The sequence below is a fragment of the Eggerthia catenaformis OT 569 = DSM 20559 genome (assembly GCF_000340375.1).
GTDB classification, from domain to species: Bacteria; Bacillota_I; Bacilli_A; order Erysipelotrichales; family Coprobacillaceae; genus Eggerthia; species Eggerthia catenaformis.
Genome location: NZ_KB446646.1, coordinates 484,721 through 506,876, shown reverse-complemented (window position 1 = coordinate 506,876; position 22,156 = coordinate 484,721). Strand labels below are relative to the sequence as shown.

The 22,156-nt window shown below is 39.1% G+C and carries 17 protein-coding genes and 3 rRNA genes; 7 read left to right on the top strand and 13 right to left on the bottom strand.

Going from position 1 to position 22,156, the window contains the following annotated elements; genetic code table 11:
• Window positions 1–75: 75 nt before the first annotated feature.
• The 7 genes from rrf to HMPREF9943_RS02360 all read right to left on the bottom strand — a co-directional run bounded on the left by rrf (window position 76) and on the right by HMPREF9943_RS02360 (window position 9,909).
• A 5S ribosomal RNA gene (gene rrf / locus HMPREF9943_RS02390) occupies window positions 76–185 on the bottom strand.
• Between the two features lie 56 nt (window positions 186–241).
• Window positions 242–3,144: ribosomal RNA gene (locus HMPREF9943_RS02385) — 23S ribosomal RNA — on the bottom strand.
• Between the two features lie 276 nt (window positions 3,145–3,420).
• Window positions 3,421–4,966, bottom strand: a 16S ribosomal RNA gene (locus HMPREF9943_RS02380).
• The 16S, 23S and 5S rRNA genes sit together here, the layout of an rRNA operon.
• 178 nt (window positions 4,967–5,144) lie before the next feature.
• The gene (gene proC, locus HMPREF9943_RS02375; protein ID WP_004801680.1) at window positions 5,145–5,927 is read right to left on the bottom strand and encodes a pyrroline-5-carboxylate reductase; all 783 of its coding nucleotides are present in this window, start codon (window positions 5,925–5,927) and stop codon (window positions 5,145–5,147) included.
• Window positions 5,928–5,967: 40 nt separating this feature from the next.
• Entirely contained in the window at window positions 5,968–7,041 is a 1,074-nt protein-coding gene (gene ftsZ, locus HMPREF9943_RS02370) for a cell division protein FtsZ (RefSeq protein ID WP_004801679.1), read from the bottom strand.
• Between the two features lie 13 nt (window positions 7,042–7,054).
• Entirely contained in the window at window positions 7,055–8,311 is a 1,257-nt protein-coding gene (gene ftsA / locus HMPREF9943_RS02365) for a cell division protein FtsA (protein ID WP_004801678.1), read from the bottom strand.
• 125 nt (window positions 8,312–8,436) lie between these two features.
• A complete protein-coding gene (locus HMPREF9943_RS02360; RefSeq protein ID WP_004801677.1) occupies window positions 8,437–9,909 on the bottom strand; it encodes a glycoside hydrolase family 1 protein in 1,473 nt (490 codons plus the stop codon).
• Between the two features lie 195 nt (window positions 9,910–10,104).
• Here HMPREF9943_RS02360 and HMPREF9943_RS02355 point away from each other — a divergent pair, with 195 nt between their 5' ends.
• The 7 genes from HMPREF9943_RS02355 to HMPREF9943_RS10225 all read left to right on the top strand — a co-directional run bounded on the left by HMPREF9943_RS02355 (window position 10,105) and on the right by HMPREF9943_RS10225 (window position 14,641).
• A complete protein-coding gene (locus HMPREF9943_RS02355) occupies window positions 10,105–10,560 on the top strand; it encodes a MarR family winged helix-turn-helix transcriptional regulator (RefSeq protein WP_004801676.1) in 456 nt (151 codons plus the stop codon).
• Window positions 10,557–11,507: a zinc-binding dehydrogenase gene (locus HMPREF9943_RS02350; RefSeq protein ID WP_004801675.1), complete on the top strand. Its 951-nt coding sequence runs from the start codon at window positions 10,557–10,559 to the stop codon at window positions 11,505–11,507. Before HMPREF9943_RS02355 ends, HMPREF9943_RS02350 begins: the two co-directional genes overlap by 4 nt.
• 12 nt (window positions 11,508–11,519) lie before the next feature.
• The gene (locus tag HMPREF9943_RS02345) at window positions 11,520–12,248 is read left to right on the top strand and encodes an ABC transporter ATP-binding protein (protein ID WP_004801674.1); all 729 of its coding nucleotides are present in this window, start codon (window positions 11,520–11,522) and stop codon (window positions 12,246–12,248) included.
• On the top strand, window positions 12,241–13,770 hold the full coding sequence (locus tag HMPREF9943_RS02340) for an ABC transporter permease/substrate-binding protein (protein ID WP_004801673.1): 1,530 nt from the start codon (window positions 12,241–12,243) through the stop codon (window positions 13,768–13,770). The genes HMPREF9943_RS02345 and HMPREF9943_RS02340 overlap by 8 nt, the downstream gene beginning before the upstream one ends.
• Window positions 13,771–13,859: 89 nt before the next feature.
• Window positions 13,860–14,102 (top strand): HAD hydrolase family protein, encoded by a 243-nt coding sequence (locus HMPREF9943_RS09650; protein WP_004801672.1) that lies wholly within the window; start codon window positions 13,860–13,862, stop codon window positions 14,100–14,102.
• Between the two features lie 85 nt (window positions 14,103–14,187).
• A complete protein-coding gene (locus HMPREF9943_RS10160; RefSeq protein WP_051053877.1) occupies window positions 14,188–14,430 on the top strand; it encodes a hypothetical protein in 243 nt (80 codons plus the stop codon).
• 25 nt (window positions 14,431–14,455) lie between these two features.
• The gene (locus HMPREF9943_RS10225; RefSeq protein ID WP_051053876.1) at window positions 14,456–14,641 is read left to right on the top strand and encodes an HAD hydrolase family protein; all 186 of its coding nucleotides are present in this window, start codon (window positions 14,456–14,458) and stop codon (window positions 14,639–14,641) included.
• Here the strand turns inward: HMPREF9943_RS10225 and dtd are convergent.
• From dtd to HMPREF9943_RS02305, 6 genes are all read right to left on the bottom strand, one after another.
• The gene (gene dtd / locus HMPREF9943_RS02330) at window positions 14,613–15,062 is read right to left on the bottom strand and encodes a D-aminoacyl-tRNA deacylase (RefSeq protein ID WP_004801670.1); all 450 of its coding nucleotides are present in this window, start codon (window positions 15,060–15,062) and stop codon (window positions 14,613–14,615) included. The two genes, HMPREF9943_RS10225 and dtd, sit on opposite strands and share 29 nt — an antisense overlap.
• Window positions 15,059–15,400 (bottom strand): hypothetical protein, encoded by a 342-nt coding sequence (locus tag HMPREF9943_RS02325; protein ID WP_004801669.1) that lies wholly within the window; start codon window positions 15,398–15,400, stop codon window positions 15,059–15,061. Before HMPREF9943_RS02325 ends, dtd begins: the two co-directional genes overlap by 4 nt.
• Window positions 15,385–16,290, bottom strand: a complete 906-nt coding sequence (gene miaA, locus HMPREF9943_RS02320; RefSeq protein ID WP_004801668.1) for a tRNA (adenosine(37)-N6)-dimethylallyltransferase MiaA — start codon at window positions 16,288–16,290, stop codon at window positions 15,385–15,387. Before miaA ends, HMPREF9943_RS02325 begins: the two co-directional genes overlap by 16 nt.
• Window positions 16,287–18,017 (bottom strand): DNA mismatch repair endonuclease MutL, encoded by a 1,731-nt coding sequence (gene mutL / locus HMPREF9943_RS02315; RefSeq protein WP_004801667.1) that lies wholly within the window; start codon window positions 18,015–18,017, stop codon window positions 16,287–16,289. Before mutL ends, miaA begins: the two co-directional genes overlap by 4 nt.
• A gap of 11 nt (window positions 18,018–18,028) precedes the next feature.
• Window positions 18,029–20,524, bottom strand: a complete 2,496-nt coding sequence (mutS, locus tag HMPREF9943_RS02310) for a DNA mismatch repair protein MutS (RefSeq protein WP_004801666.1) — start codon at window positions 20,522–20,524, stop codon at window positions 18,029–18,031.
• 84 nt (window positions 20,525–20,608) lie between these two features.
• Window positions 20,609–22,117 (bottom strand): IMP dehydrogenase, encoded by a 1,509-nt coding sequence (locus HMPREF9943_RS02305; protein ID WP_004801665.1) that lies wholly within the window; start codon window positions 22,115–22,117, stop codon window positions 20,609–20,611.
• Between the last annotated feature and the right edge of the window lie 39 nt (window positions 22,118–22,156).

The following is a 22,156-nucleotide window of genomic DNA, read 5'->3' as shown; positions in this document are numbered from 1 at the left end:
CTTAGCCCTATTATAACATTTTAATCACTATAAAGAAATAAGCAGCACAAAAAAAGAGGGGGATGCCCTCTCTCTGCCCGGCAGCGTGCTCCTTTCGCCCTCTCGGACTATCTTCGCCGCTGTGATGCTTAACTTCCGTGTTCGGTATGGGCAACGGGTGTGTCCATCACGCCTTCACCACCGGATCTCTCGACGGTCCCTCAAAACCGGATTCCATACTTCTCGCTCTCTGACTCTCTCTCCGGTCAGGTCCTCGGCCTATTAGTGCCGGTCCGCTCAGCACGTCACCGTGCTTGCACTCCCGGTCTATCCACCTCGTCGTCTTCAAGGGGCCTTACCCTTTCGGTGGGAGGTCTCATCTCGGAGGGGGCTTCGCACTTAGATGCCTTCAGCGCTTATCCCTTCCGGACTTGGCTACCCAGCTGTGCCGCTGGCGCGACAACTGGTCCACCATCGGTCCGTCCGCCCCGGTCCTCTCGTACTGGGGACAGCTCTCCTCAGACCTCCTGCGCCCACGACAGATAGGGACCGAACTGTCTCACGACGTTCTGAACCCAGCTCGCGTACCGCTTTAATGGGCGAACAGCCCAACCCTTGGAACCGACTTCAGCTCCAGGATGCGATGAGCCGACATCGAGGTGCCAAACCTCCCCGTCGATGTGAACTCTTGGGGGAGATCAGCCTGTTATCCCCAGGGTAGCTTTTATCCGTTGAGCGACGGCCCTTCCATTCGGCACCGCCGGATCACTAAGCCCGACTTTCGTCCCTGCTCGACCTGTCTGTCTCGCAGTCAGACACCCTTATGCCTTTGCACTCGCTGCATGGTTTCCATCCATGCTGAGGGTATCTTTGGGCGCCTCCGTTACTCTTTAGGAGGCGACCGCCCCAGTCAAACTGCCCGGCTGGCACTGTCCCGTCGCCCGTCTCCGGCGTCCGGTTAGAGCCTAGATGCGCCAAGGGCGGTATCCCAACGTCGGCTCCCCCTGCGCTTGCGCGCCGGGTTCTCTGCCTCCCGCCTATCCTGTACATCACGCACCCAGGTCCAATGCCAACCTGCAGTGAAGCTCCATGGGGTCTTTCCGTCTAGTCGCGGGCAGCCTGCATCTTCACAGGCACTAAGACTTCACCGAGTCTGCAGCCGAGACAGCGCCCAAATCGTTACGCCTTTCGTGCGGGTCAGAACTTACCTGACAAGGAATTTCGCTACCTTAGGACCGTTATAGTTACGGCCGCCGTTTACTGGGGCTTCGGCTCGGAGCTTCGCTTTCGCTCACTCCTCCCCTTAACCTTCCAGCACCGGGCAGGCGTCACCCCCTATACTTCGGCTTGCGCCTTCGCAGAGAGCTGTGTTTTTGGTAAACAGTCGCTTGGGCCATTTTTCTGCGGCTCGCCTCTCAGCGAGCACCCCTTCTCCCTAAGTTACGGGGTCATTTTGCAGAGTTCCTTGGCTGCAGTTCTCTCGCTCACCTCGGGATTCTCTCCCTGCCCATGTGTGTCCATTTTCGGTACGGGCCGTATGTCGTTATTGCTAGAAGCTTTTCCTGGAAGATGCTCCTCGGCTTTCCGTACTTGCCTCAGCTTTCCGTATGCGTCACGCCTTCCCCTTATCAGAAACCGGTTTTCCCTGGTCTCCGGGTCTCTCGCTTACACCGGCTCTTCCGTCCGCCGGCACCGCCTTGCTTCTCCGTCACTCCTTCACCGCCATACGGGTACGGGAATCTCCACCCGTCTTCCATCGGCTGCGCCTCTCGGCCTCACCTTAGGTCCCGACTCTCCCAGGGTGGACGAACCTTCCCCTGGAATCCTTGGGCAATCGGTGTGTGGGATTCTTACCCACATTTCGCTACTCACGCCGGCATTCTCTCTTCCATGCGCTCCAGCCGCCCTTCCGGTCTGCCTTCGCCGCTGCATGGAACGCTCCCCTACCGCAGTCTCCTGCCCAGAGCTTCGGTGTCATGCTTAGCCCCGGTAAATTATCGGCGCGGAGTCATTCGACTAGTGAGCTGTTACGCACTCTTTCAAGGATGGCTGCTTCTGAGCCAACCTCCTAGCTGTCTGCACATCTCCACTTCCTTTTCCACTTAGCATGCACTTTGGGACCTTAGCTGCTGGTCCGGGCTGTTTCCCTCTCGTCTACGGACCTTATCACCCGCAGACTGACTGCCGCGCTTCTCCTCTGGGAACATTCGGAGTTTGATTATGCTCAGTACCGCGGGATGCGGCCATCGCATATTCAGTGCTCTACCTTCCCCAGCCACCGCGCGACGCTAGCCCTAAAGCTATTTCGGGGAGAACCAGCTATCTCCGGGTTCGTTTGGAATTTCACCCCTAGCCACAGGTCATCCGCCAACGTTTCAACGGGGGTCGGTTCGGTCCTCCATCGGGTCTTACCCCGACTTCAACCTGCCCATGGCTAGCTCACCCGGTTTCGGGTCTGCCCCGCGCGACTTCCGCCCTCTTCGGACTCGCTTTCGCTCCGGCTCCGCATCTTCTGCTTAACCTCGCCGCGCACGGCAACTCGCCGGCTCATTCTACAAAAGGCACGCCATCACCCTCTTGCGGGGCTCTGACTTCTTGCAGGCATATGGTTTCAGGTTCTCTTTCACTCCCCTCCCGGGGTTCTTTTCACCTTTCCCTCACGGTACTCGTTCGCTATCGGTCGCGCGCTAGTGTTTAGCCTTTCGGGATGGTCCCCGATGCTTCCGGCAGGATTCCTCGTGTCCCGCCGTACTCAGGATCTCTGCTCGCTTCCTCGCTTGCGCCTTCGGGTACGGGTCTCTCACCCTCTCCGGATGGGCTTCCCTGCCCATTCCCCTGACGCCTTCAATTCCGCTCTTCGCAGCTCCTTCTACCCCGCATCTCTGCGGTTTGGGCTCGTCCGCTTTCGCTCGCCGCTACTTACGGATTCTCTTTTGATTTCTCTTCCTACAGGTACTCAGATGTTTCACTTCCCTGCGTCTCGCTCCTGCGGGGCCCCTTTCGTTCGCCCCGCGGTGCTCCCCTCTTAGAGGAGCGGGTTCCCCCATTCGGATATCGCCGGATCTTTGCCTGCCTGCGGCTCCCCGGCGCATTTCGCCGCTTGCTGCGTCCTTCTTCGCCTTCGCGCGCCTATGGCATCCGCCATACGCCCTTTCTTTCCTGACCTTCTCTTGTCTTTCTTCTATGAGCTTGAGTTCTCTGCTTTTTTTCTTGCTGTTTCTCTTGCTTTTCTCGTTTCTTAGCTTTTTGCCCACAACAGATTTCAGACTCTCTTCTATCATCTCTGATCTCTTCTCTGAATTCTCTGTTATGTGTTTCGCAGAAAGTCTGATCTTCCGATCAGCCTTCCTTCTTGCTTGAAATATGTTATCCGGTTTTCAGGGACCCTCCCTTGAGTGTCTGAACACTCATAACCAAGTAGAAACGCTCTCTTCTCCCTAGAAAGGAGGTGATCCATCCCCACGTTCCCGTAGGGATACCTTGTTACGACTTCACCCCAATCATCAGCCCCGCCTTCGACAGCTCCCTCCCCTTGCGGGGTTGGGCCGCCGGCTTCGGGCGTTGCCGACTCTCATGGTGTGACGGGCGGTGTGTACAAGGCCCGGGAACGTATTCACCGCAGCATGCTGATCTGCGATTACTAGCGATTCCAGCTTCGTGCAGCCGAGTTGCAGGCTGCAGTCCGAACTGTGAACGGGTTTCTGGGCTCCGCTCCGCCTCGCGGCTTCGCCTCCCTCTGCTCCGTCCATTGTAGCACGTGTGTAGCCCAGGCCATAAGGGGCATGATGATTTGACGTCATCCCCGCCTTCCTCCCCCTTACAGGGGCAGTCCCGCCAGAGTCCCCATCCTGAATGCTGGCAACTGGCGGCAGGGGTTGCGCTCGTTGCGGGACTTAACCCAACATCTCACGACACGAGCTGACGACAACCATGCACCACCTGTCTTCTCCTCCTTCCCTTTCGGCAAGGTCTCGCGCGTCTCCGCGCGATCGGATCGATGTCAAGGCCTGGTAAGGTTCTTCGCGTTGCTTCGAATTAAACCACATGCTCCACCGCTTGTGCGGGCCCCCGTCAATTCCTTTGAGTTTCATCCTTGCGGACGTACTACTCAGGCGCGATACTTAATGCGTTGGCTTCGGCACCGGGATGTGACTCCCGACACCTGGTATCGATCGTTTACAGCGTGGACTACTAGGGTATCTAATCCTATTTGCTCCCCACGCTTTCGGGAATGAGCGTCAGTGCCGGACCAGACCGCCGCCTTCGCCACCGGTGTTCCTCCATATATCTACGCATTTCACCGCTACACATGGAATTCCGCGATCCTCTTCCGCACTCCAGGCGCGCGGTTTCCATAGCCGCCCGAAGTTTAGCTTCGGGCTTTTACTACGGACCTTCGCGTCCGCCTGCTCCCTCTTTACGCCCAATGATTCCGGATAACGCTTGCCACCTACGTATTACCGCGGCTGCTGGCACGTAGTTAGCCGTGGCTTTCTCGCAGAGTACCGTCACGAAAAGCGCATTTCCTCGCTCTCCCGTTCTTCCTCTGCAACAGAGCTTTACAGCCCGAAGGCCTTCCTCACTCACGCGGCGTTGCTCGGTCAGGGTTCCCCCCATTGCCGAAAATTCCCTACTGCTGCCTCCCGCAGGAGTCTGGGCCGTGTCTCAGTCCCAGTGTGGCCGTCCGCCCTCTCAGGCCGGCTACGCATCGTCGCCTTGGTGGGCCTTTACCCCGCCAACTGGCTAATGCGCCACAGGTCCATCCGTCAGCTGTCCCCGAAAGGACACTTTAACTCAACGAGGATGCCCTCCTTGAGCCTATGCGGTCTTAGCAGCCGTTTCCAGCTGTTGTCCCCCTCTGACGGGCAGGTTCCCCATGTGCTCCTCACCCGTTCGCCACTGGCTGCCTTATGGCAGCCCGTTCGACTTGCATGTATTAGGCACGCCGCCAGCGTTCATCCTGAGCCAGGATCAAACTCTCCATCTCTTTTTTGATGAAAAGCCTCTCTCGGCTCTCTTCTTTATCTCTTTTCTTTCTGACGCGTTTCTACTCAGTTTTCAGTGTTCCGTCTCCACACACTCCCTTGAGTGCTTTATTAATATACCACTCCCCCGTTGCTTTGTAAATACCTTTTTCCTAAAATTAAAAAATAAATGTCAGATCCTTATTGAATCTGACATCCCTGATCAATCGCATTAATAAAAGCTGCTCTGATATTGCCATCTTCTAAGGCTTTCAAACCTTTTATAGTCGATCCTCCAGGCGAAGTTACATTATCTTTAAGAACACCCGGATGTATACCTGAAATAAGCTGCATTTTACCTGCACCTATGACTGTTTGGCTGGCAAGTTTATATGCAGTCTTTCTAGGAATCCCATTTTTTACAGCTCCATCTGCCAATGCTTCTATAACCATATATAAATACGCCGGTCCACATCCTGATAATGCTCCTGCCGCACTCATAAGATGGCTGGGAATAACTTCAATCGATCCACACTTTTCTAATCCCTCTTTTATAAACTTCCACTCCTCTTCTCTTAAAGAATGCTTCTCCTCCAAAAGAATCATTCCTTCACCAACTTCCACAGGGGTATTAGGCATAATCGTTAGATGTCTTACTGAATTATCGAGTAAATTTTCATACTTTTCAAAATCATAACCCAGAACCACGGAAACAAAAGCCTTTCCTTTAAGATTGTCCTTTATTTTAGCAACTGCATCTTCAATATACTGTGGCTTGACTGCAATAATGATTAACTCACTCTTATTCACAGTCTCCTGGTTATTTGAGCAAATATAAATCCCGCTCTCCCCAGCCTTAATCCTTGCTTTTTCACTGATATCAAAACCGCAAATATCATTTTTATTAAGATAGCCCGATGAAATAAACCCTTTTATTAATGCACCCGCCATATTCCCTAATCCTATAAAACCTAATTTATACATAATTTACTCCTTTACTTAAAAAGTCTCTTTAAAGAGACTTTTAGAATTTTCTATTTCTTAAAAAGATAGGTACATCTTCTTCTGCATCTTCTTCTGAAACTGCTTCATCTTTATGAACAGCTGTTTTAAAAGAACTAAATTCATTAGCAGGCATCACTTCTTCTTCATCTTCCTCGAAACCGGTAGCAATAACAGTAACGATAATCTGATCATCAAGCTGTTCATTAATAGCTACACCTAAGATTGTATTCACTTCATTACCAACAGATTCTCTAATAGCCGCTAAAGCAGTATTTGCATCATACAAAGTAATATTAGGTCCACCTGTAACATTAACAATAGCATCCTTAGCGCCGGCAATAGAAACATCCAATAAAGGAGATGAAATAGCTCTTTGAGCTGCCTCCTCTGCCTTATTATCACCATCACTCATACCAATACCAATTAAAGCACTGCCACGATCTTTCATAATAGAAGAAACATCAGCAAAATCCAGATTAATAAATGCAGGAACAGCAATCAAATCTGTAATAGTCTGTACACCCTGTCTTAGTACATTATCAGCTTCTTTAAACGCTTCAGACATAGGTCTGCCGCCAATAGCATCTAATAAGCGATCATTTGAAACGATAATGATAGAATCAACATTTTCACGTAATTCCGTCAATCCCGTCAATGCCTGTTTTGTTCTTCTAGGACCTTCAAAACTAAACGGAGTTGTTACAACAGCAACAGTTAAAGCACCTAACTCTCTGGCAATCTTTGCTATAACCGGAGCAGCCCCGGTACCAGTGCCGCCACCCATACCGGCAGCTACAAAAACCATATTTGCACCTTCTAAAGATTTCTTAATATCTTCTTCCGCTTCTACAGCTGCCTTACGTCCAACTTCCGGATTTCCGCCGGCACCTAAGCCATGTGTCAAATCCTTACCAATAATAATCTTATTAGCATCTGAAATATTCTTAAGCATTTGAGCATCAGTATTAGCAACATAGAATTCTACACCTCTAACACCTTCCTGTACCATTCTCGTAACAGCATTGCATCCGCCGCCGCCTACTCCAATAACTTTAATTTTTGCAACCTGCACAAAATCCATATTTAAGTCCATTTTTAGTTCCTCTCTATTCTGTAAACAAAGACTCCAATGCTCTCTTTAATTTACTCTTCTTATCATTCTCTGTTTTTGTCTTCGTAAATCCTTTTAATCGTACACTCATTGTACTTGAAATATCCGGTAGTGTCAAAGAGACACTTTCACCTAACAATTCCTTACGATCACTCAAAAAATATAACATACCCAATGCAGGAACATATGTCATATCCCTGGCTCCAATCGTCTCTGGCATATAACATCTTGCCGGTGAGCCTAAAGTCTGTGAAGCAACCTGATCTAATAACGGAAGCTCTCCTCCGCCACCAACAATCACAGTCTCATAGCCGCGTCCATCATTAATTACATCTATCTTTGTTTTAATAATATTCATCATATCTTTAACTGCTTCTCTTAAAACAACCGATAAATCGTTCTGTGTATAATTAACTTCTTTTTTATCTATTTTTGTTGTATGAATAATATCTTCATCACCTAATCCGGTTTCACAAGTTCCATATTTTATTTTATAAACTTCTGCTTTATCAAGTGTAATGCTCCATGCTTCAGCAATTGCTTTTGTAAGATCATATCCCCCCACAGGTGCCTGTGCTAAATATTTTAAATAACCATTTTCAAAGAAAGCAATCGTTGAATTATGATATCCAATATCAATTAAAATAGCTCCTTCATGAAGATAAACTTCATCAAATGCTTCTTTTGCACTTGCATAAGCATCAATCGTTACATCCAGAAGTTCAAGACCGGCTTTTTCTACTGCTGTTAAATAGCTATAGAAAAAACGCTTATTGCTGGTAATAATCATAGATTCAGCTTTTAATGAAGCACTTTTTATACCTAAAGGAATCTTTTCAGAAGATTTTGTATCCAGAAAATACTTAATAGGTATAGTTGATACAACTTCTTCATCCTTTTCCATTTCAAATCTGCTTGAAAGCTTTAAAGTACGTAAAACATCATCAACAGTCACTTTATCATTTGGGGAATTTACTTTTGTAATTCCATCACCCTGATAAATTCTTGCAAATTTACTAGGTAATACCAGACCAACACTATGAATAGTTGTATTTAATGAAGTATCTGCTTCTTTTACAAGAGTTCTAATATCTTCAACTACAGCATCCATATTAACAATCTGACCTTTACGAACGCCTTGACATGCTATTTTCTTTGAAAAGAGAATATTCATATTCGCACTTACAGCTTCGGCCACTAATAACTTTAATGTTGTTGAACCTATGTCTAAAGTTGCATATATCTCTTTCATCACTTATTCTCCTTACACATAATGCTATTCTAGCATATTTCATGACTATTTAAAATATTTATCTTAAAATGTGTACCTTTTTTCAATAAAAAAGTCCATTGGCAATATACCAATGAACTCTTCCTTTATACTTTTAGCTCTATTTTATCTATATCAGAAAGATCCTCACCATTTGTAGTAATAACTTTCTTATACCAATAAAACGATTCTTTTCTCTCTCTTGAGAAATCTCCTGTTCCGTCATCAAATTTATTAACAAAGATAAAGCCATATCTTTTAGCATATTCCCCTGTTGAGGCACTGACTAAATCAATACATCCCCAAGTTGTATAGCCAATAAGGTCAACACCATCTTCAACTGCTTCATTCATTTGGATAATATGCTGCCTTAAATAATCAATACGATATCGATCATGGACCATGCCATCAACATCCTTCTTGTCATACGCACCCATACCATTTTCTACAACCATAATAGGAAGTTGATAGCGATCATAGATTTCATTTAATGAGAAGCGCAGACCAACAGGATCGATTTGCCATCCCCAGTCAGTAGCCTTTAAATATGGATTAGACGTGCCGCCCATCATGTTCCCGGCAACTTCTTTACCTTTTTCATTATGAACAGTCTGGCAGAATGACATATAATATGAACAAGTATAGAAATCTACCGGACCATTCTTTAATATCTCTTCATCACCTTCTTCAAAATAAATAGTAATATTATTTTCTCTAAAATATCTCTTCATATATGAAGGATAATATCCTCGACACTGTACATCAGAACAGAACCAATTCATGCGGTGATTATACTGCTGATTAAGCACCTGATCTAACGGATCAGGAGTCAATGGATAACTTGTCGCCATAATTTGCATACATCCCACCTTATAATCAGGATCGATCTCATGAGCCATCTTAACTGCTAAAGCACTCGCAATAAATTCATGATGCAGAGCTTGAAATCTAATCTGTGGATCATCTTTAGGACTCTGGAATTCAGTTGGTTTTTTTAATTCATTTAAAACCCCCAAAGCCAAAAAACCGCCAACCGGATTTGTTCCATTATTAATTTCATTAAAAGTCAGCCAATATTTTACTTTCCCCTTATAACGAGTAAAAACGGCTCTACAGTATTTCATAAAACAGTCAATTGTCTCTCTGCCGGCAAAGCCATTATATTTTTTTACTAATTCAAATGGAATCTCATAATGACAAATAGTAATTAAAGGTTCAATATGATACTTTCTACATTCATCAATCAGATCTTCATAAAACTGTAATCCTTTTTCATTAGGTTCTTCTTCAAGACCGGTAGGAAAAATTCTTGTCCAGTTAATAGAAAAACGATAAATTTTAAATCCCATTTCAGCAAATAAAGCAATATCCTCTTTAAAATGATGATAATGATCAATAGCCTCATGGGAAGGATAGTAAGTTCCTTCTTCTAACACCGGTGTAATACGTTTAGATTGTTTAGCACTTCCTCCTGTTGAAATATCTGAGATAGAAATACCCTTTCCATCTTCTCTCCAGGCACCTTCCAACTGATTAGCAGCTGTTGCACCGCCCCATAAAAAATTACTAGGAAAACTCATACTCTCACTCCTCTCTTTTCTTTTATCATTATAATAAATAATAATATATTTATGTATTCTTTTTCACATCTTGAATAAAAGATTTTATCCGCTATTATATCTCTCTTATTTTTAAAATCAAAACTCTTGTAAAAAATAATTCCCTATAGTATATTACTTTATATATTTCTATATAGAAATAAAAAGGAGGTTTTTATGTTTGAAAAAGCAAATGGTGGTTATGGTGTTATGCAAATTCATCATTTAAATGGAAAACTTTTTAAGAAAATACTGAAAACAGAGCCGGAAGCACATTATCATAGTGAACAAGGGAAAATATTAACCCAGCTTTGGTTGCATGACGGCAGCCAAACTGCAACTGATATTGCTCTGGCATCCGGATTAGCCAATAACACTTTAACAGTTATGCTTAAGCATATGGAAGAACAAGGATTAGTCAGCATTTGTCCACATAAAAAAGATAAACGGAAAAAAGTAATCTCTTTAACGGAGCTTGGATGGCAACAAAAAGAGATTGGAATTCGTGTCAGTAATCGTTTAGGAGATATCTTTTATCAGGGGTTTTCAAATCAGGAAATAAAAGAATTTGAATCTTATCAAAATCGTATTTTAGAAAATCTGAAAAAAGCTGATAAGAAGGTGAGATTATGAAAGCGGCAGTCGTATATAGACCGGGCGGTCCGGAAGTATTGACTTTAGAAGATAGACCCATACCAAATATCAAAGAAGGATGGACACTGGTAAAAGTATTAGGTTTTGGGATTAATCATTCTGAAATATTTACAAGACAAGGACTATCCCCATCCGTTCAATTTCCAAGAATTCTTGGAATTGAGTGTGTAGGAGAGATTCTCCAAACAACAAATACTCAATTAGAAACAGGACAGCTGATTCTATCATTTATGGGAGAAATGGGTCGTGATTTTGATGGCTCTTATGCTGAATATGTTCTTCTTCCCAACAAACAGATCTATCCGGTCAGTTCACATTTATCTTTAGAAAGTCTTATTGCTTTGCCGGAAACAGTCTATACAGCCTACAGTTCTTTTCAGCAGCTTAAAATCAAAGAAAAGAATACTGTCTTGGTCCGTGGTGCAACATCAGGAGTAGGAGTTACTTTTGCGAAATTGATAAAAGCCGCTTTCCCTAAAATTCATCTGGCAGGCACCAGTCGCAAAACAGATAAAACAGATTTATTAAAATCAGCCGGATTTGATGAAATGATACTGGATAAAGATAATACTTTAAAAACAGAGAAATCATTTGATCGCATTTTTGATCTGATAGGCCCAAAGGCTTTTGAAGATAATCTGATTCATCTTAATAATCAAGGTATTATGTGTACAACCGGTCTGCTTGGCGGACAATGGTCCATCCCTAACTTGGATCCGATTGAACAGCTTGGATGCGGCGTTTATCTGACCGCTTTTCATTCAGGTTTCGTCAATAAAGAAAGAATTCAGGAAATGATTAACTTTGTTGAAAAACATCATATTGACATCACTCCGGAGAAGATTTTTTCATTGGATCAAATTCAAGAGGCCCATGCCTATTTAGAAAGCAGACAATCTTTTGGAAAAATTATTGTGAAATTGTGAGGTGTTTAGCATATGATTGAATATAAAAATGTAGCTCTTAGCTACGATAACAAAGTTGTTTTAGAATCTATTAATATGACAATAAAAGATGGTGAATTTATAGTTTTGGTCGGACCATCAGGATCAGGCAAGACCACTATGCTAAAAATGCTTAACAGACTCATTGAACCGCTTAGCGGAAATATCTACAGAGATGGTAAGTGTCTTAAAGACTATAATTTGAGACAACTTCGATTAGAAACAGGTTATGTTTTACAGCAGATTGCTCTTTTCCCAAATATGACTGTTGCTGAGAATATCTGTTTAATTCCTGAATTAAAAAAATGGAAGAAAAGCAAACAGGAACAGAAAATGATGGAGTTAATGAATAAAGTCGGACTTTCTGCTAAAAACTATGTAAATCGTTATCCCCATCAATTATCCGGTGGTGAACAGCAACGTGTAGGTATTATCCGTGCTATCATTGCCCAGCCAAAAATCCTTTTGATGGATGAACCATTTTCGGCATTGGATGCTCTTTCTCGTAAACAATTACAGGACTTAACCAAAACCTTACACCAAGAGTTAAAAATGACAACAGTATTTGTAACTCATGATACTGATGAAGCCTTAAAATTAGCAGACAGGATTGCTGTTTTAAAAGATGGAAAAATTATCCAGATTGATCAGACAGAGCAGATTCTGCATCATCCTGCTACAGATTTTGTTTCCAGTCTATTTGGGGGTAATATCCATGCATAATCTCATACTAACCTTTAAAGATCGTTTTGGTGACTGGCTGATTGCCTTAACACAGCATCTTCAGCTATCCTTATTGACTCTTTTAATCGCTATAATAATTGCTATCCCTCTTGCCGTATTAATTAGTCATCGTAAACATTTGGCTGATTTAATCTTACAGATAACCGGCATTTTTCAAACCATTCCTTCTCTTGCTTTACTGGGTCTCTTTATCCCTTTAATGGGAATAGGAACCTTGCCGGCATTATCCGCTCTTATTATATATGCAATTTTTCCTATCTTACAGAATACTATAACCGGCTTAAACGGAATTGATCCCGACTTAAAAGAAGCCGGTATAGCATTCGGAATGACTAAGAAAGAAAGATTAAGAAAATTTGAAATCCCTATTGCTATGCCGGTTATTATGTCAGGAGTTCGAACATCTGCCGTCATGATTATAGGAACTGCTACGCTCGCTGCTTTGATAGGTGCAGGCGGTCTGGGATCTTTCATTCTATTAGGAATTGATCGGAATAACTCCAGTCTTATCTTGATTGGTGCTATTTCATCAGCTATCTTGGCAATCGGTTTCAATACTATCCTTCAGAAAATGGAAAAAGCCAAGCTTAAAAGCATGGTTATTGTATTCTTAATCGCAACCATAGGCATAACCGCTTCCTATCTGCCTTCCTGGTTTCCTAAATCTAATCAAAAGCATTTAGTTATTGCAGGTAAGTTAGGTCCTGAACCGGAAATCTTAAGTAATATGTATAAGCTTTTAATTGAAGAAAATACTGATATAAAAGTAACTGTTAAGCCCAACTTCGGAAAAACATCGTTTCTTTATGAAGCATTAAAAAAAGGAGATATTGATATCTATCCTGAATTTACAGGTACCATTACTGAAAGTCTGTTAAAGAAAAAATTGAAAACAAGCCATAACCCTAAAGAAGTTTATACCCTTGCAAAAGCAGGTATTCTTAAGCAGGATAATCTGGTTTTGTTAGAACCTATGTATTACCAGAATACCTATGCGCTCGCTGTTTCCCGTAAGATTGCTAAACAATATAATCTCAAGACTATTTCTGACTTAAAGAAAGCAGAAAAAAAGCTAAAAGCCGGTTTTACTTTAGAATTTAATGATCGACAAGACGGAGGTAAAGGTTTAGCCGCTCTTTATGGTCTACACCTCACTACAGCAACTTTAGAACCTTCTTTACGTTATCAGGCTATTCAATCAGGAGATATTCATATTATTGATGCTTATTCAACAGATCCCGAAATCACAAAATATGATCTGGTTGTATTAAAAGATGATAAGCAGCTCTTTCCTCCTTATCAGGGAGCACCGCTGATGAAGAAATCATTACTAAAGAAATATCCTGAATTAAAAAATATTCTAAACAAACTATCCGGACAAATTACAGAAGCACAAATGAGCCAAATGAACTATCAGACAGGTATAAAGGGTAAGCCTGCAATATCTGTTGCACGTGAATTTCTAATTAAACATGGATATATTTCATCAAATAAAAAATAAATATTTTAGTCATAGTCGTATCAGATGATACGACTTTTTTATACATTCTGATATATTATAATTCTATAAAACGGAAGGAGATGACTTATATGATTAAATTGATCGCAACGGATATGGATGGCACTTTTTTAAATAAAGAAGGTACATTTAATAAATGTTTTATTAATCTGTTTTATAAAATACAGGCTGCTGATATAAAATTTGTGATTGCTTCAGGAAATCAATTCTTAAGACTTTATCATCAGTTTATTCCCATGAGTGAGAATATCTATTTTATTGCCGATAATGGAGCCTATATTTCTATAGGTGCTCATCTTCTTACTTTACAATGAATCCTCAAGATATTAATAATATTTTAAAAAATTAGAAGCAGCGAATGAACTCTTAATTATTCTTTCCGATATCAATGGTGTTCATATGCTAAAAAAAGACATAGCCTATACGGCTACTGTCTTAAAATACTATCGTAATATTATCTTTGAAGATCATTACAATCATATTGATGATGATATTCTTAAAATATCTATTTATGATCCAAAATCTGAAATAAGAAATTATGCTTCATCTCTCAACAAAAATATGCCTGAAGGAATCAGTTTGGTTACTGCCGGTAATAAGTGGATGGATTATCAGAAAAAAACAATTATCTATTACACCTGATGAATGTATTGCTTTTGATGATGCTGTGAATGATAAAACTCTTTTAAAAAATGTAAAATATTCTTATGCCATGAAAAATGCTGATAAAAACATTAAAAAAATTGCCCTCAGAGAAACTGATGACAATAATCATGATGGTGTTCTTAAAATAATATCTTTACTTCCAGATATCATTTTAATTATTAAAAAAGCTCATCACTATCAAGAATAATCGTAACCGGCCCATCATTTAATAAACGAATCTTCATATCCGCACCAAATATTCCTGTTTCTACATGAATTCCTTTACCTCTCAATGTCTGATTAAAATCATCATAAAGAGGGGATGAGATTTCAGGTTTAGCAGCTTCAATAAAACTAGGACGTCTGCCTTTTTTTGCTTGTGCATATAAAGTAAACTGAGAAATAGATAGAATAGCCCCTTGAGTATCTAATAAAGAACGATTCATTTTGCCCTGATCATCTTCATTGATTCTTAAATGTATAATCTTATCACACATCTTTTCAATAATCTCATGGTTATCTTCATTTTTAAATCCCACTAAAATCATATATCCCTGATCAATAGCTCCTTTTACTTCTCCTTCAATGACTACATTCGCATATTTCACCTTCTGAATAATTGCTTTCATAAAGACTTCCTTTCATATTTCTTATTAGCTTTATAGATTAAATAAAAACTGCTGAACATCCCTGTATATAATAAAAGCTGAATAATCCAGAAAAAAACTTTATTCTTTATGACATTCTCTAAAAAGAATAATAATGCACAAATAAATAAAGTACTTCCCAGTATTATTAATGCTTTTCCCAGATCATAAGCAAATTCTTTATAATACTCAGGATTTATTTTTTCAATAGCTTCCTTAGTATAAAAAGCTCTTAAATTCTGTTTAATAATCAACTGCCTGCTGGTATACAGTAAATATAAGCCCACAGCTATCATAATAATATTTACAATTCCATCCATTCATTAACATCTCTTTCTATATCTTCTAAGCTATCTTCAAAACCTTTTTCATCGATCATATACCATTTTACAGGCATCTGATTATTAAACCATGTATACTGTCTTTTAGCATACTGACGAGAATGAATCTTAATCTTTTCTTTAATTGTTTCTAAATTATCATCTGTAAACCATTCTTTATAACCGATAGCTCTCATTGACTGTAGATCTTTTGTACATCCTCTGCTTATTAAATAATCAACTTCTTCTTTTAATCCCAATAAAAACATTTGATCAACACGCTGATTGATTCTCTTATAAAGTAATTCTCTATGGATACTTAAACCTAAAAGATAAGCATCATAAATCATCTGGTGAGATTGTTTTTCTTCATTCTCACTTTTTTTAATACCTGTTGTTTCATAAATTTCAATAGCTCTTAAAATACGTCTGCGATTATTTATATGAATTGTTTTTGCTGAAATAGGATCTATTATCTTTAGATAATCATAAAGCTGATGATTTGTATAATCTTTATATTTATCTTTATCAAAAAATCTTTTACTTTGATCAAAATGATAGTCATACAAAACAGCTTTGATATATAGTCCTGTTCCCCCTACAATAATAGGTACTTTATTTCTTGAAATAATATCATCAATTAAATCTCTGACTGTTTTTTGAAACTGAGAAACACTATATGTTTCATTAGGTTCTTTCATATCAATACAATGATGAACAATACCTTCCATCTCTTCTTTAGTTACCTTGGCAGTTCCAATATTCATTCTCTTATAAATCTGCATAGAATCACCGCTAATAACTTCACCATTATATTTCTGAGCCAGCCTGACTCCCATCTTTGTTTTACCTACAGCGGTAGGTCCTACTATCACAATTACCTTTTTCATTCATCTACCTTCTTAAATAACTGATCTAAATCTTTCATACTGTAATATATGACAGTCATACCGCCCTGAGGATCAATAAAAGGATGATCACATCTCATCAGATCATCACATAATGACTGCATCTCCTGATGAGTCAGATAGTTCTCCTTTAAAAGTGTGTCTCTTCTAACAAGTGCAAGAATTGCCTTATCCAGCATTTGTATAATATCTATCTGATGATTGTGAAGAACCTGTTCAATCATCTCTTCTATAAATAGCTTCTCATCAATATGATCCATCCATAAAGGCATTTCTCTAACTGCATATTGATGAGGACCTACTGCTTCTAAAATAATACCCACAGATGCTAAAAGATCCTTATGCTCCTCTATTAATAAATATTCACTCTTTGAGTATTCTAAAATAATAGGTACCAGTAAAGGCTGCATAATTCTTTCATTATTAGAATAATGATCACGGTACTTTTCATATAATATTCTCATCATAGCTTTTTTCTGTGAAATCAGATACATTCCTTTTTCATTATAGGCCACTATATATTGTCCATGAATCTGCGAAGAAACATAAAGCTTTTCTTTAATAGGCTTTATAAGTTTTGTTTCTTTATCAGAATAACTCTCTTTAGACTCTGCAATCATCTGATTAATATTCATATCTGTCTGTCTATATTCAGGTTCTATCAATTCTATTTCATTTGTAAAATCCGGTTTAAAAACTTCTGCCTGAGCAGGCTCATCATGAGGCTCCTCTTTCTTTATAAAAACATTTTCTATTGAAGATATTATTAATTCTTTAAGACTATCCTCTTTGGAAAAACGTACTTCCAGCTTTGCCGGATGAACATTAACATCTATCAGATAAGGATCTACATCAATATTTACTACTACAATAGGATATCTCCTATCCATTAGATACTGACGATATACATCATCAATTGTATGAATAGCCATCATATTTTTTACATAACGTCCATTGACTAATGTGATTATATGATTCTTTGAAGAACGTGAAATAGAAAAAGGGGAAAGATATCCATATATATGAAATTCATCATTACTTTGATCCATAAAAATCATATCTTTCGCAACAGATAATCCATATATTGAAGAAATAACCTCTAAAAGATTTCCGCTGCCATTAGTTTTAAAAATCTGTCTATCATTATGAAATAATGAAAAAGAAACTTCCGGATGTGAAAGAGCCAGTTTTTCTACATAATTGTAAATAGCTGCAAATTCAGCATTTACGCTTTTCATATACTTTAATCTAGCCGGAACATTCTGAAAAATCTTTTCTACACTTATACCGGTTCCCTTACTAAAAGGCATAAATACTGCTTCTTTTCTTTTTCCAAACTCATAAACAATTCTAGAAGATTCTTCACCATTATTTGTCTGTAAAGTAAAATGTGAAATAGCTGCAATAGAAGGTATAGCCTCTCCTCTAAACCCTAAAGTTGTGATATTAAAAAGATCATGATCATCCATTATTTTACTTGTTGCATGACGTGAAAAACACATTAAGGCATCCTGATGAGACATCCCCTCTCCATTATCAATAACCCTTATTCTCTCCATTCCACCTTCATTCACAAGAATAGAAATAACTGTTGAAGATGCATCTATACTATTTTCAACAAGTTCTTTAACTACATTTGCAGGTCTTTCAATAACTTCTCCGGCCGCTATTTTATTTGCTGTCATTTCATCTAGTTGATGAATCTTCATACCGTTTCCTCCTATAATAATTTTTTGAGTTCTATTAATGCTGATAATGCATCTAAAGGAGATAAAGCCATCGGATTTATTCTGGAAAGAGCTTTTTCTACTTCACTTTCCTGTCTGATATAAACCTTATCTGTATTACTTAATGTTTTTTCAATATTGTTATCTTCTAATGAACTTAATATCACTTGTGCACGTGATATAACATCACTTGGCAGATGAGCAAGCTTAGCCACATTAATACCATAGCTTTGAGTACTTGCTCCTTCTTTAATCTTGTAAAGAAAAGTAATAGTCTCACCGCTAACATCAGCACAGGCGTGAACATTAGAAATACCTAGATTTTCATTCATATAAGTCAATTCATGATAATGAGTGGAAAATAAAGTCATTGCATGGATGTGCTGAGCTATATATTCTAAAATTCCTTGAGCTAAAGCCATTCCATCAAAAGTTGCTGTTCCACGACCTATTTCATCAAAAATAATCAAACTATCTTTAGTAGCATACCTTAAAGCATTATTTGCTTCCATCATCTCTACCATAAATGTTGATTGTCCTGAAATAAGATCATCACTGGCACCTATACGAGTAAATATCTGATCAAATAATGGAAGAGATGCTCTTCTTGCCGGAACAAATGATCCCATTTGAGCCATAATAACAGTTAAAGTAACCTGTCTCATAAAAGTTGATTTACCGCCCATATTTGGCCCGGTAATCAGTAATATCTCATGCTCCTCATTCATCTTAATATCATTAGAAATATAATTCTGATGTCCTATAACCTCTTCTATTACCGGATGTCTTCCTTCTTCTATAAGCATCTGATGACTCTGATTAAATAATGGTCTGACATAATTATTCTTTGATGCCAGAAAAGCAAGTGTTGTATAAACATCTGCTTTAGCTACTGCTTTTGCAGCATCCTGAATCAAATGAACATCCTTTCTGATATAATGTCTGATCTGACCAAATATCTCATATTCTAAAGAAATAATACGATCTTGAGCAGATAGTATCTTATCTTCCATGTCTTTTAATTCAGGCGTCACAAATCTTTCCGCATTAGATAAAGACTGTTTACGAGTATATCCAAATTCTTCTTTAATTAAAGAAAGATAAGATTTTGTAACTTCAATATAATATCCAAACACTCTATTATATCCTACTTTTAATCCTTTGATACCTGTACGCTCTTTTTCATCTGCTTCAAACTGAGCAATCCATTTTCTACCATTAGACTTAATACTTCTTAATTCATCAAGATCTTTATTATATCCATCTTTAATAATATTTCCTTCTCTAATCTGTAAAGGCGGATTATCAGCAATAGCTTCATCAATAGTTTTTGTCAAATGTGATAAATCTGTCAGCTGTGATGCCAGCTTATTTAAGCGAGGATTATTTAACGCTTTTAAATTATTTTTTAATTCCGGAATGACCTTTAAGGAAGAACTGATCCATTTAAGATCTCTCGCATTAACATTACCAAAAGCTATTCTGGCTGATAACTTCTCTAAATCATAAATATCATTAATCATGTCACGAATGGTTTCTCGTTCAATAAAATTATCTACAAATACTTCAACATTATCTAATCTTTTTTCTATCAGTTCTTTAGATAAAAGAGGTTGCAATATCCATTGCTTCATTAAACGTCCGCCCATAGCACTATGTGTATGATCCAAAAGCCATAGTAATGAGCCATACTTCTCACCATTAGCACCTTTAATAAGTTCTAATGATTTCTTAGTAGCACCATCCATAGAAACATAATCTTCGCTTTTTACTTCATCAATTGGCTGCATATGATCCAATTCTCTTTTTTGCGTTTCTAATAAATAATTTAACAATAGTGAAGCTGTTTTCATTTGTTTAAAGTCAGTAATTTTATCAAATAATTTTTTATAATCCTCATTCAGTTCCTCATGCTCATAAAGAGAATTTAATACTCCTTCACAAGAATAAGGAACTTTTGTAACTATTTCCTTAATCCCTAAAGAATCTATCTTATTGGCTAAGGTATGTTCATTCTTTTCAATATTTAGAACATAGAACTCTCCTGTAGATAAATCAGCATAAGCCAGTGTATAGGCAAAATCAAAGATATTTAAAGCACCAATAAAATGATTACTATTCTCATTGATATGAAAATCCATAAAAGTACCCGGTGTTACCACCTGCACAACACCGCGTTCAACCAATCCTTTAGAAGCTTTTGGATCTGTCAGCTGTTCAGCAATGGCTACTTTATAGCCTTGCTTGATTAATGTCTCAACATAGCTTTCTGCTGCATGATAAGGAATACCGCACATCGGAACTCTTTCTTTAACACCGGCATTCTTACCGGTTAAAGCTAATGATAAAATTTTAGATCCTTTAATAGCATCATCAAAGAACATTTCATAAAAATCTCCTAAACGATAAAATAAAAAAGCATCCTGATACTCTTTTTTTAATTCAAGATATTTTTCCATCATTGGAGAATACTTTTCTTTTTTTGACATGTTATCAGCTCCTTGCAGTGTATTATAACATATTTTATAAAAGACAAGAAATAAAAAAAATAGATAACTATTCCGTTATCTATCTTATTGATTTGAAGATGGTGTATTTTCTTTTAAGACAACATCATGTGCTCCGCCTTCAACAATTGAAGTTGCTGATACTAATGTAATCTTAGCTTTCTGCTGTAATTCAGAAATAGTAAGAGCCCCACAGTTGCACATTGTATGAATAACCTTAGATAAAGATAAAGCAACATTATCTTTTAATGATCCGGCATAAGGAACATAAGAATCAACACCTTCTACAAATGAAAGCTTCTTATCTCCACCTAGGTCATAACGCTGCCAGTTTCTTGCTCGAGCAGAACCTTCTCCCCAGTACTCTTTCATATACTGTCCGTTAACCATTAGTTTTCTAGTAGGTGATTCATCAAAACGTGAGAAATATCGTCCAAGCATTAAGAAATCAGCACCCATTGCTAAGGCTAAAGTCATATGATAATCATAAACAATACCGCCATCAGAACAGATCGGTACATAAATACCTGTTTCTTTAAAATATTCATCCCTTGCTCTAGCAACATCAATAGTAGCAGTCGCCTGTCCACGACCAATTCCCTTCTGTTCACGAGTAATACAGATAGAGCCTCCGCCAATACCAATCTTAACAAAGTCTGCTCCTGCTTCTGCCAGAAATCTAAACCCTTCTCCATCAACTACATTACCTGCTCCAACTTTAACTTTATCGCCATAATGTTCTCTAATCCAGTCAATTGTAACCTTCTGCCATTCTGAGAACCCTTCAGATGAATCAATGCAGAGAACATCTGCTCCCGCCTCTATTAAGGCCGGTACCCTTTGTGCAAAATCTCTTGTATTAATACCTGCTCCAACAACATATCTTTTCTTACTGTCCAGTAATTCATGAGGATTAGATTTTCTTGATTCATAATCTTTTCTAAATACAAAATAAAGTAAACGATGATCATTATCAACAATAGGCAATGCATTTAATTTATTATCCCAAATCATATTATTAGCTTCTTTTAAAGATATATCTGCATGACCGCATATTAATTGATCAAAAGGAGTCATAAATGAAGTCACTAAATCACTTAACTGCATACGAGAAATACGATAATCTCTTCCTGTCACAATACCTAGAAGTTCACCATTAGGGCTGCCATCAGCAGTAACAGCCATCGTAGAATGTCCTGTTTTTTCTTTTAACTCTAATACATCCTTTAAAGTACTTGCAGCACTTAGATTACTATCACTTACTACAAACCCGGCTTTATAATTTTTTGCTTTTCTAACCATTGCAGCCTGTGACTCAATACTCTGAGATCCATAAATAAAAGAACAGCCTCCCTCTCTAGCTAAAGCAACTGCCATCTTGTCATCACTGACAGCCTGCATAATAGCTGATACCATAGGAATATTTAATGATAATTCAGGCTCTTCTCCTTTTTTAAACTTAACCAGAGGTGTCTTCAAACTTACATTCTGGGGAACACATTCTGCACTGGAATATCCCGGTATTAATAAATATTCATTAAATGTACGTGATGGTTCATCATAAAAATATGCCATTTTCCTTATCTCCTTTATGATTGTTTGATATATCATAAA

Coding starts and splice junctions, on each gene's coding strand:
- HMPREF9943_RS09650 (WP_004801672.1), top strand. CDS start 13,860: ATGATTAAATTGATCGCAACGGATATGGATGGCACTTTTTTAAATAAA.
- ftsZ (WP_004801679.1), bottom strand. CDS start 7,041: ATGGACTTAAATATGGATTTTGTGCAGGTTGCAAAAATTAAAGTTATT.
- proC (WP_004801680.1), bottom strand. CDS start 5,927: ATGTATAAATTAGGTTTTATAGGATTAGGGAATATGGCGGGTGCATTA.
- HMPREF9943_RS02325 (WP_004801669.1), bottom strand. CDS start 15,400: ATGGATGGAATTGTAAATATTATTATGATAGCTGTGGGCTTATATTTA.
- mutL (WP_004801667.1), bottom strand. CDS start 18,017: ATGAAGATTCATCAACTAGATGAAATGACAGCAAATAAAATAGCGGCC.
- HMPREF9943_RS02350 (WP_004801675.1), top strand. CDS start 10,557: ATGAAAGCGGCAGTCGTATATAGACCGGGCGGTCCGGAAGTATTGACT.
- HMPREF9943_RS02345 (WP_004801674.1), top strand. CDS start 11,520: ATGATTGAATATAAAAATGTAGCTCTTAGCTACGATAACAAAGTTGTT.
- mutS (WP_004801666.1), bottom strand. CDS start 20,524: ATGTCAAAAAAAGAAAAGTATTCTCCAATGATGGAAAAATATCTTGAA.
- miaA (WP_004801668.1), bottom strand. CDS start 16,290: ATGAAAAAGGTAATTGTGATAGTAGGACCTACCGCTGTAGGTAAAACA.
- HMPREF9943_RS02305 (WP_004801665.1), bottom strand. CDS start 22,117: ATGGCATATTTTTATGATGAACCATCACGTACATTTAATGAATATTTA.
- HMPREF9943_RS10160 (WP_051053877.1), top strand. CDS start 14,188: ATGCTAAAAAAAGACATAGCCTATACGGCTACTGTCTTAAAATACTAT.
- ftsA (WP_004801678.1), bottom strand. CDS start 8,311: ATGAAAGAGATATATGCAACTTTAGACATAGGTTCAACAACATTAAAG.
- HMPREF9943_RS02340 (WP_004801673.1), top strand. CDS start 12,241: ATGCATAATCTCATACTAACCTTTAAAGATCGTTTTGGTGACTGGCTG.
- dtd (WP_004801670.1), bottom strand. CDS start 15,062: ATGAAAGCAATTATTCAGAAGGTGAAATATGCGAATGTAGTCATTGAA.
- HMPREF9943_RS02355 (WP_004801676.1), top strand. CDS start 10,105: ATGTTTGAAAAAGCAAATGGTGGTTATGGTGTTATGCAAATTCATCAT.
- HMPREF9943_RS02360 (WP_004801677.1), bottom strand. CDS start 9,909: ATGAGTTTTCCTAGTAATTTTTTATGGGGCGGTGCAACAGCTGCTAAT.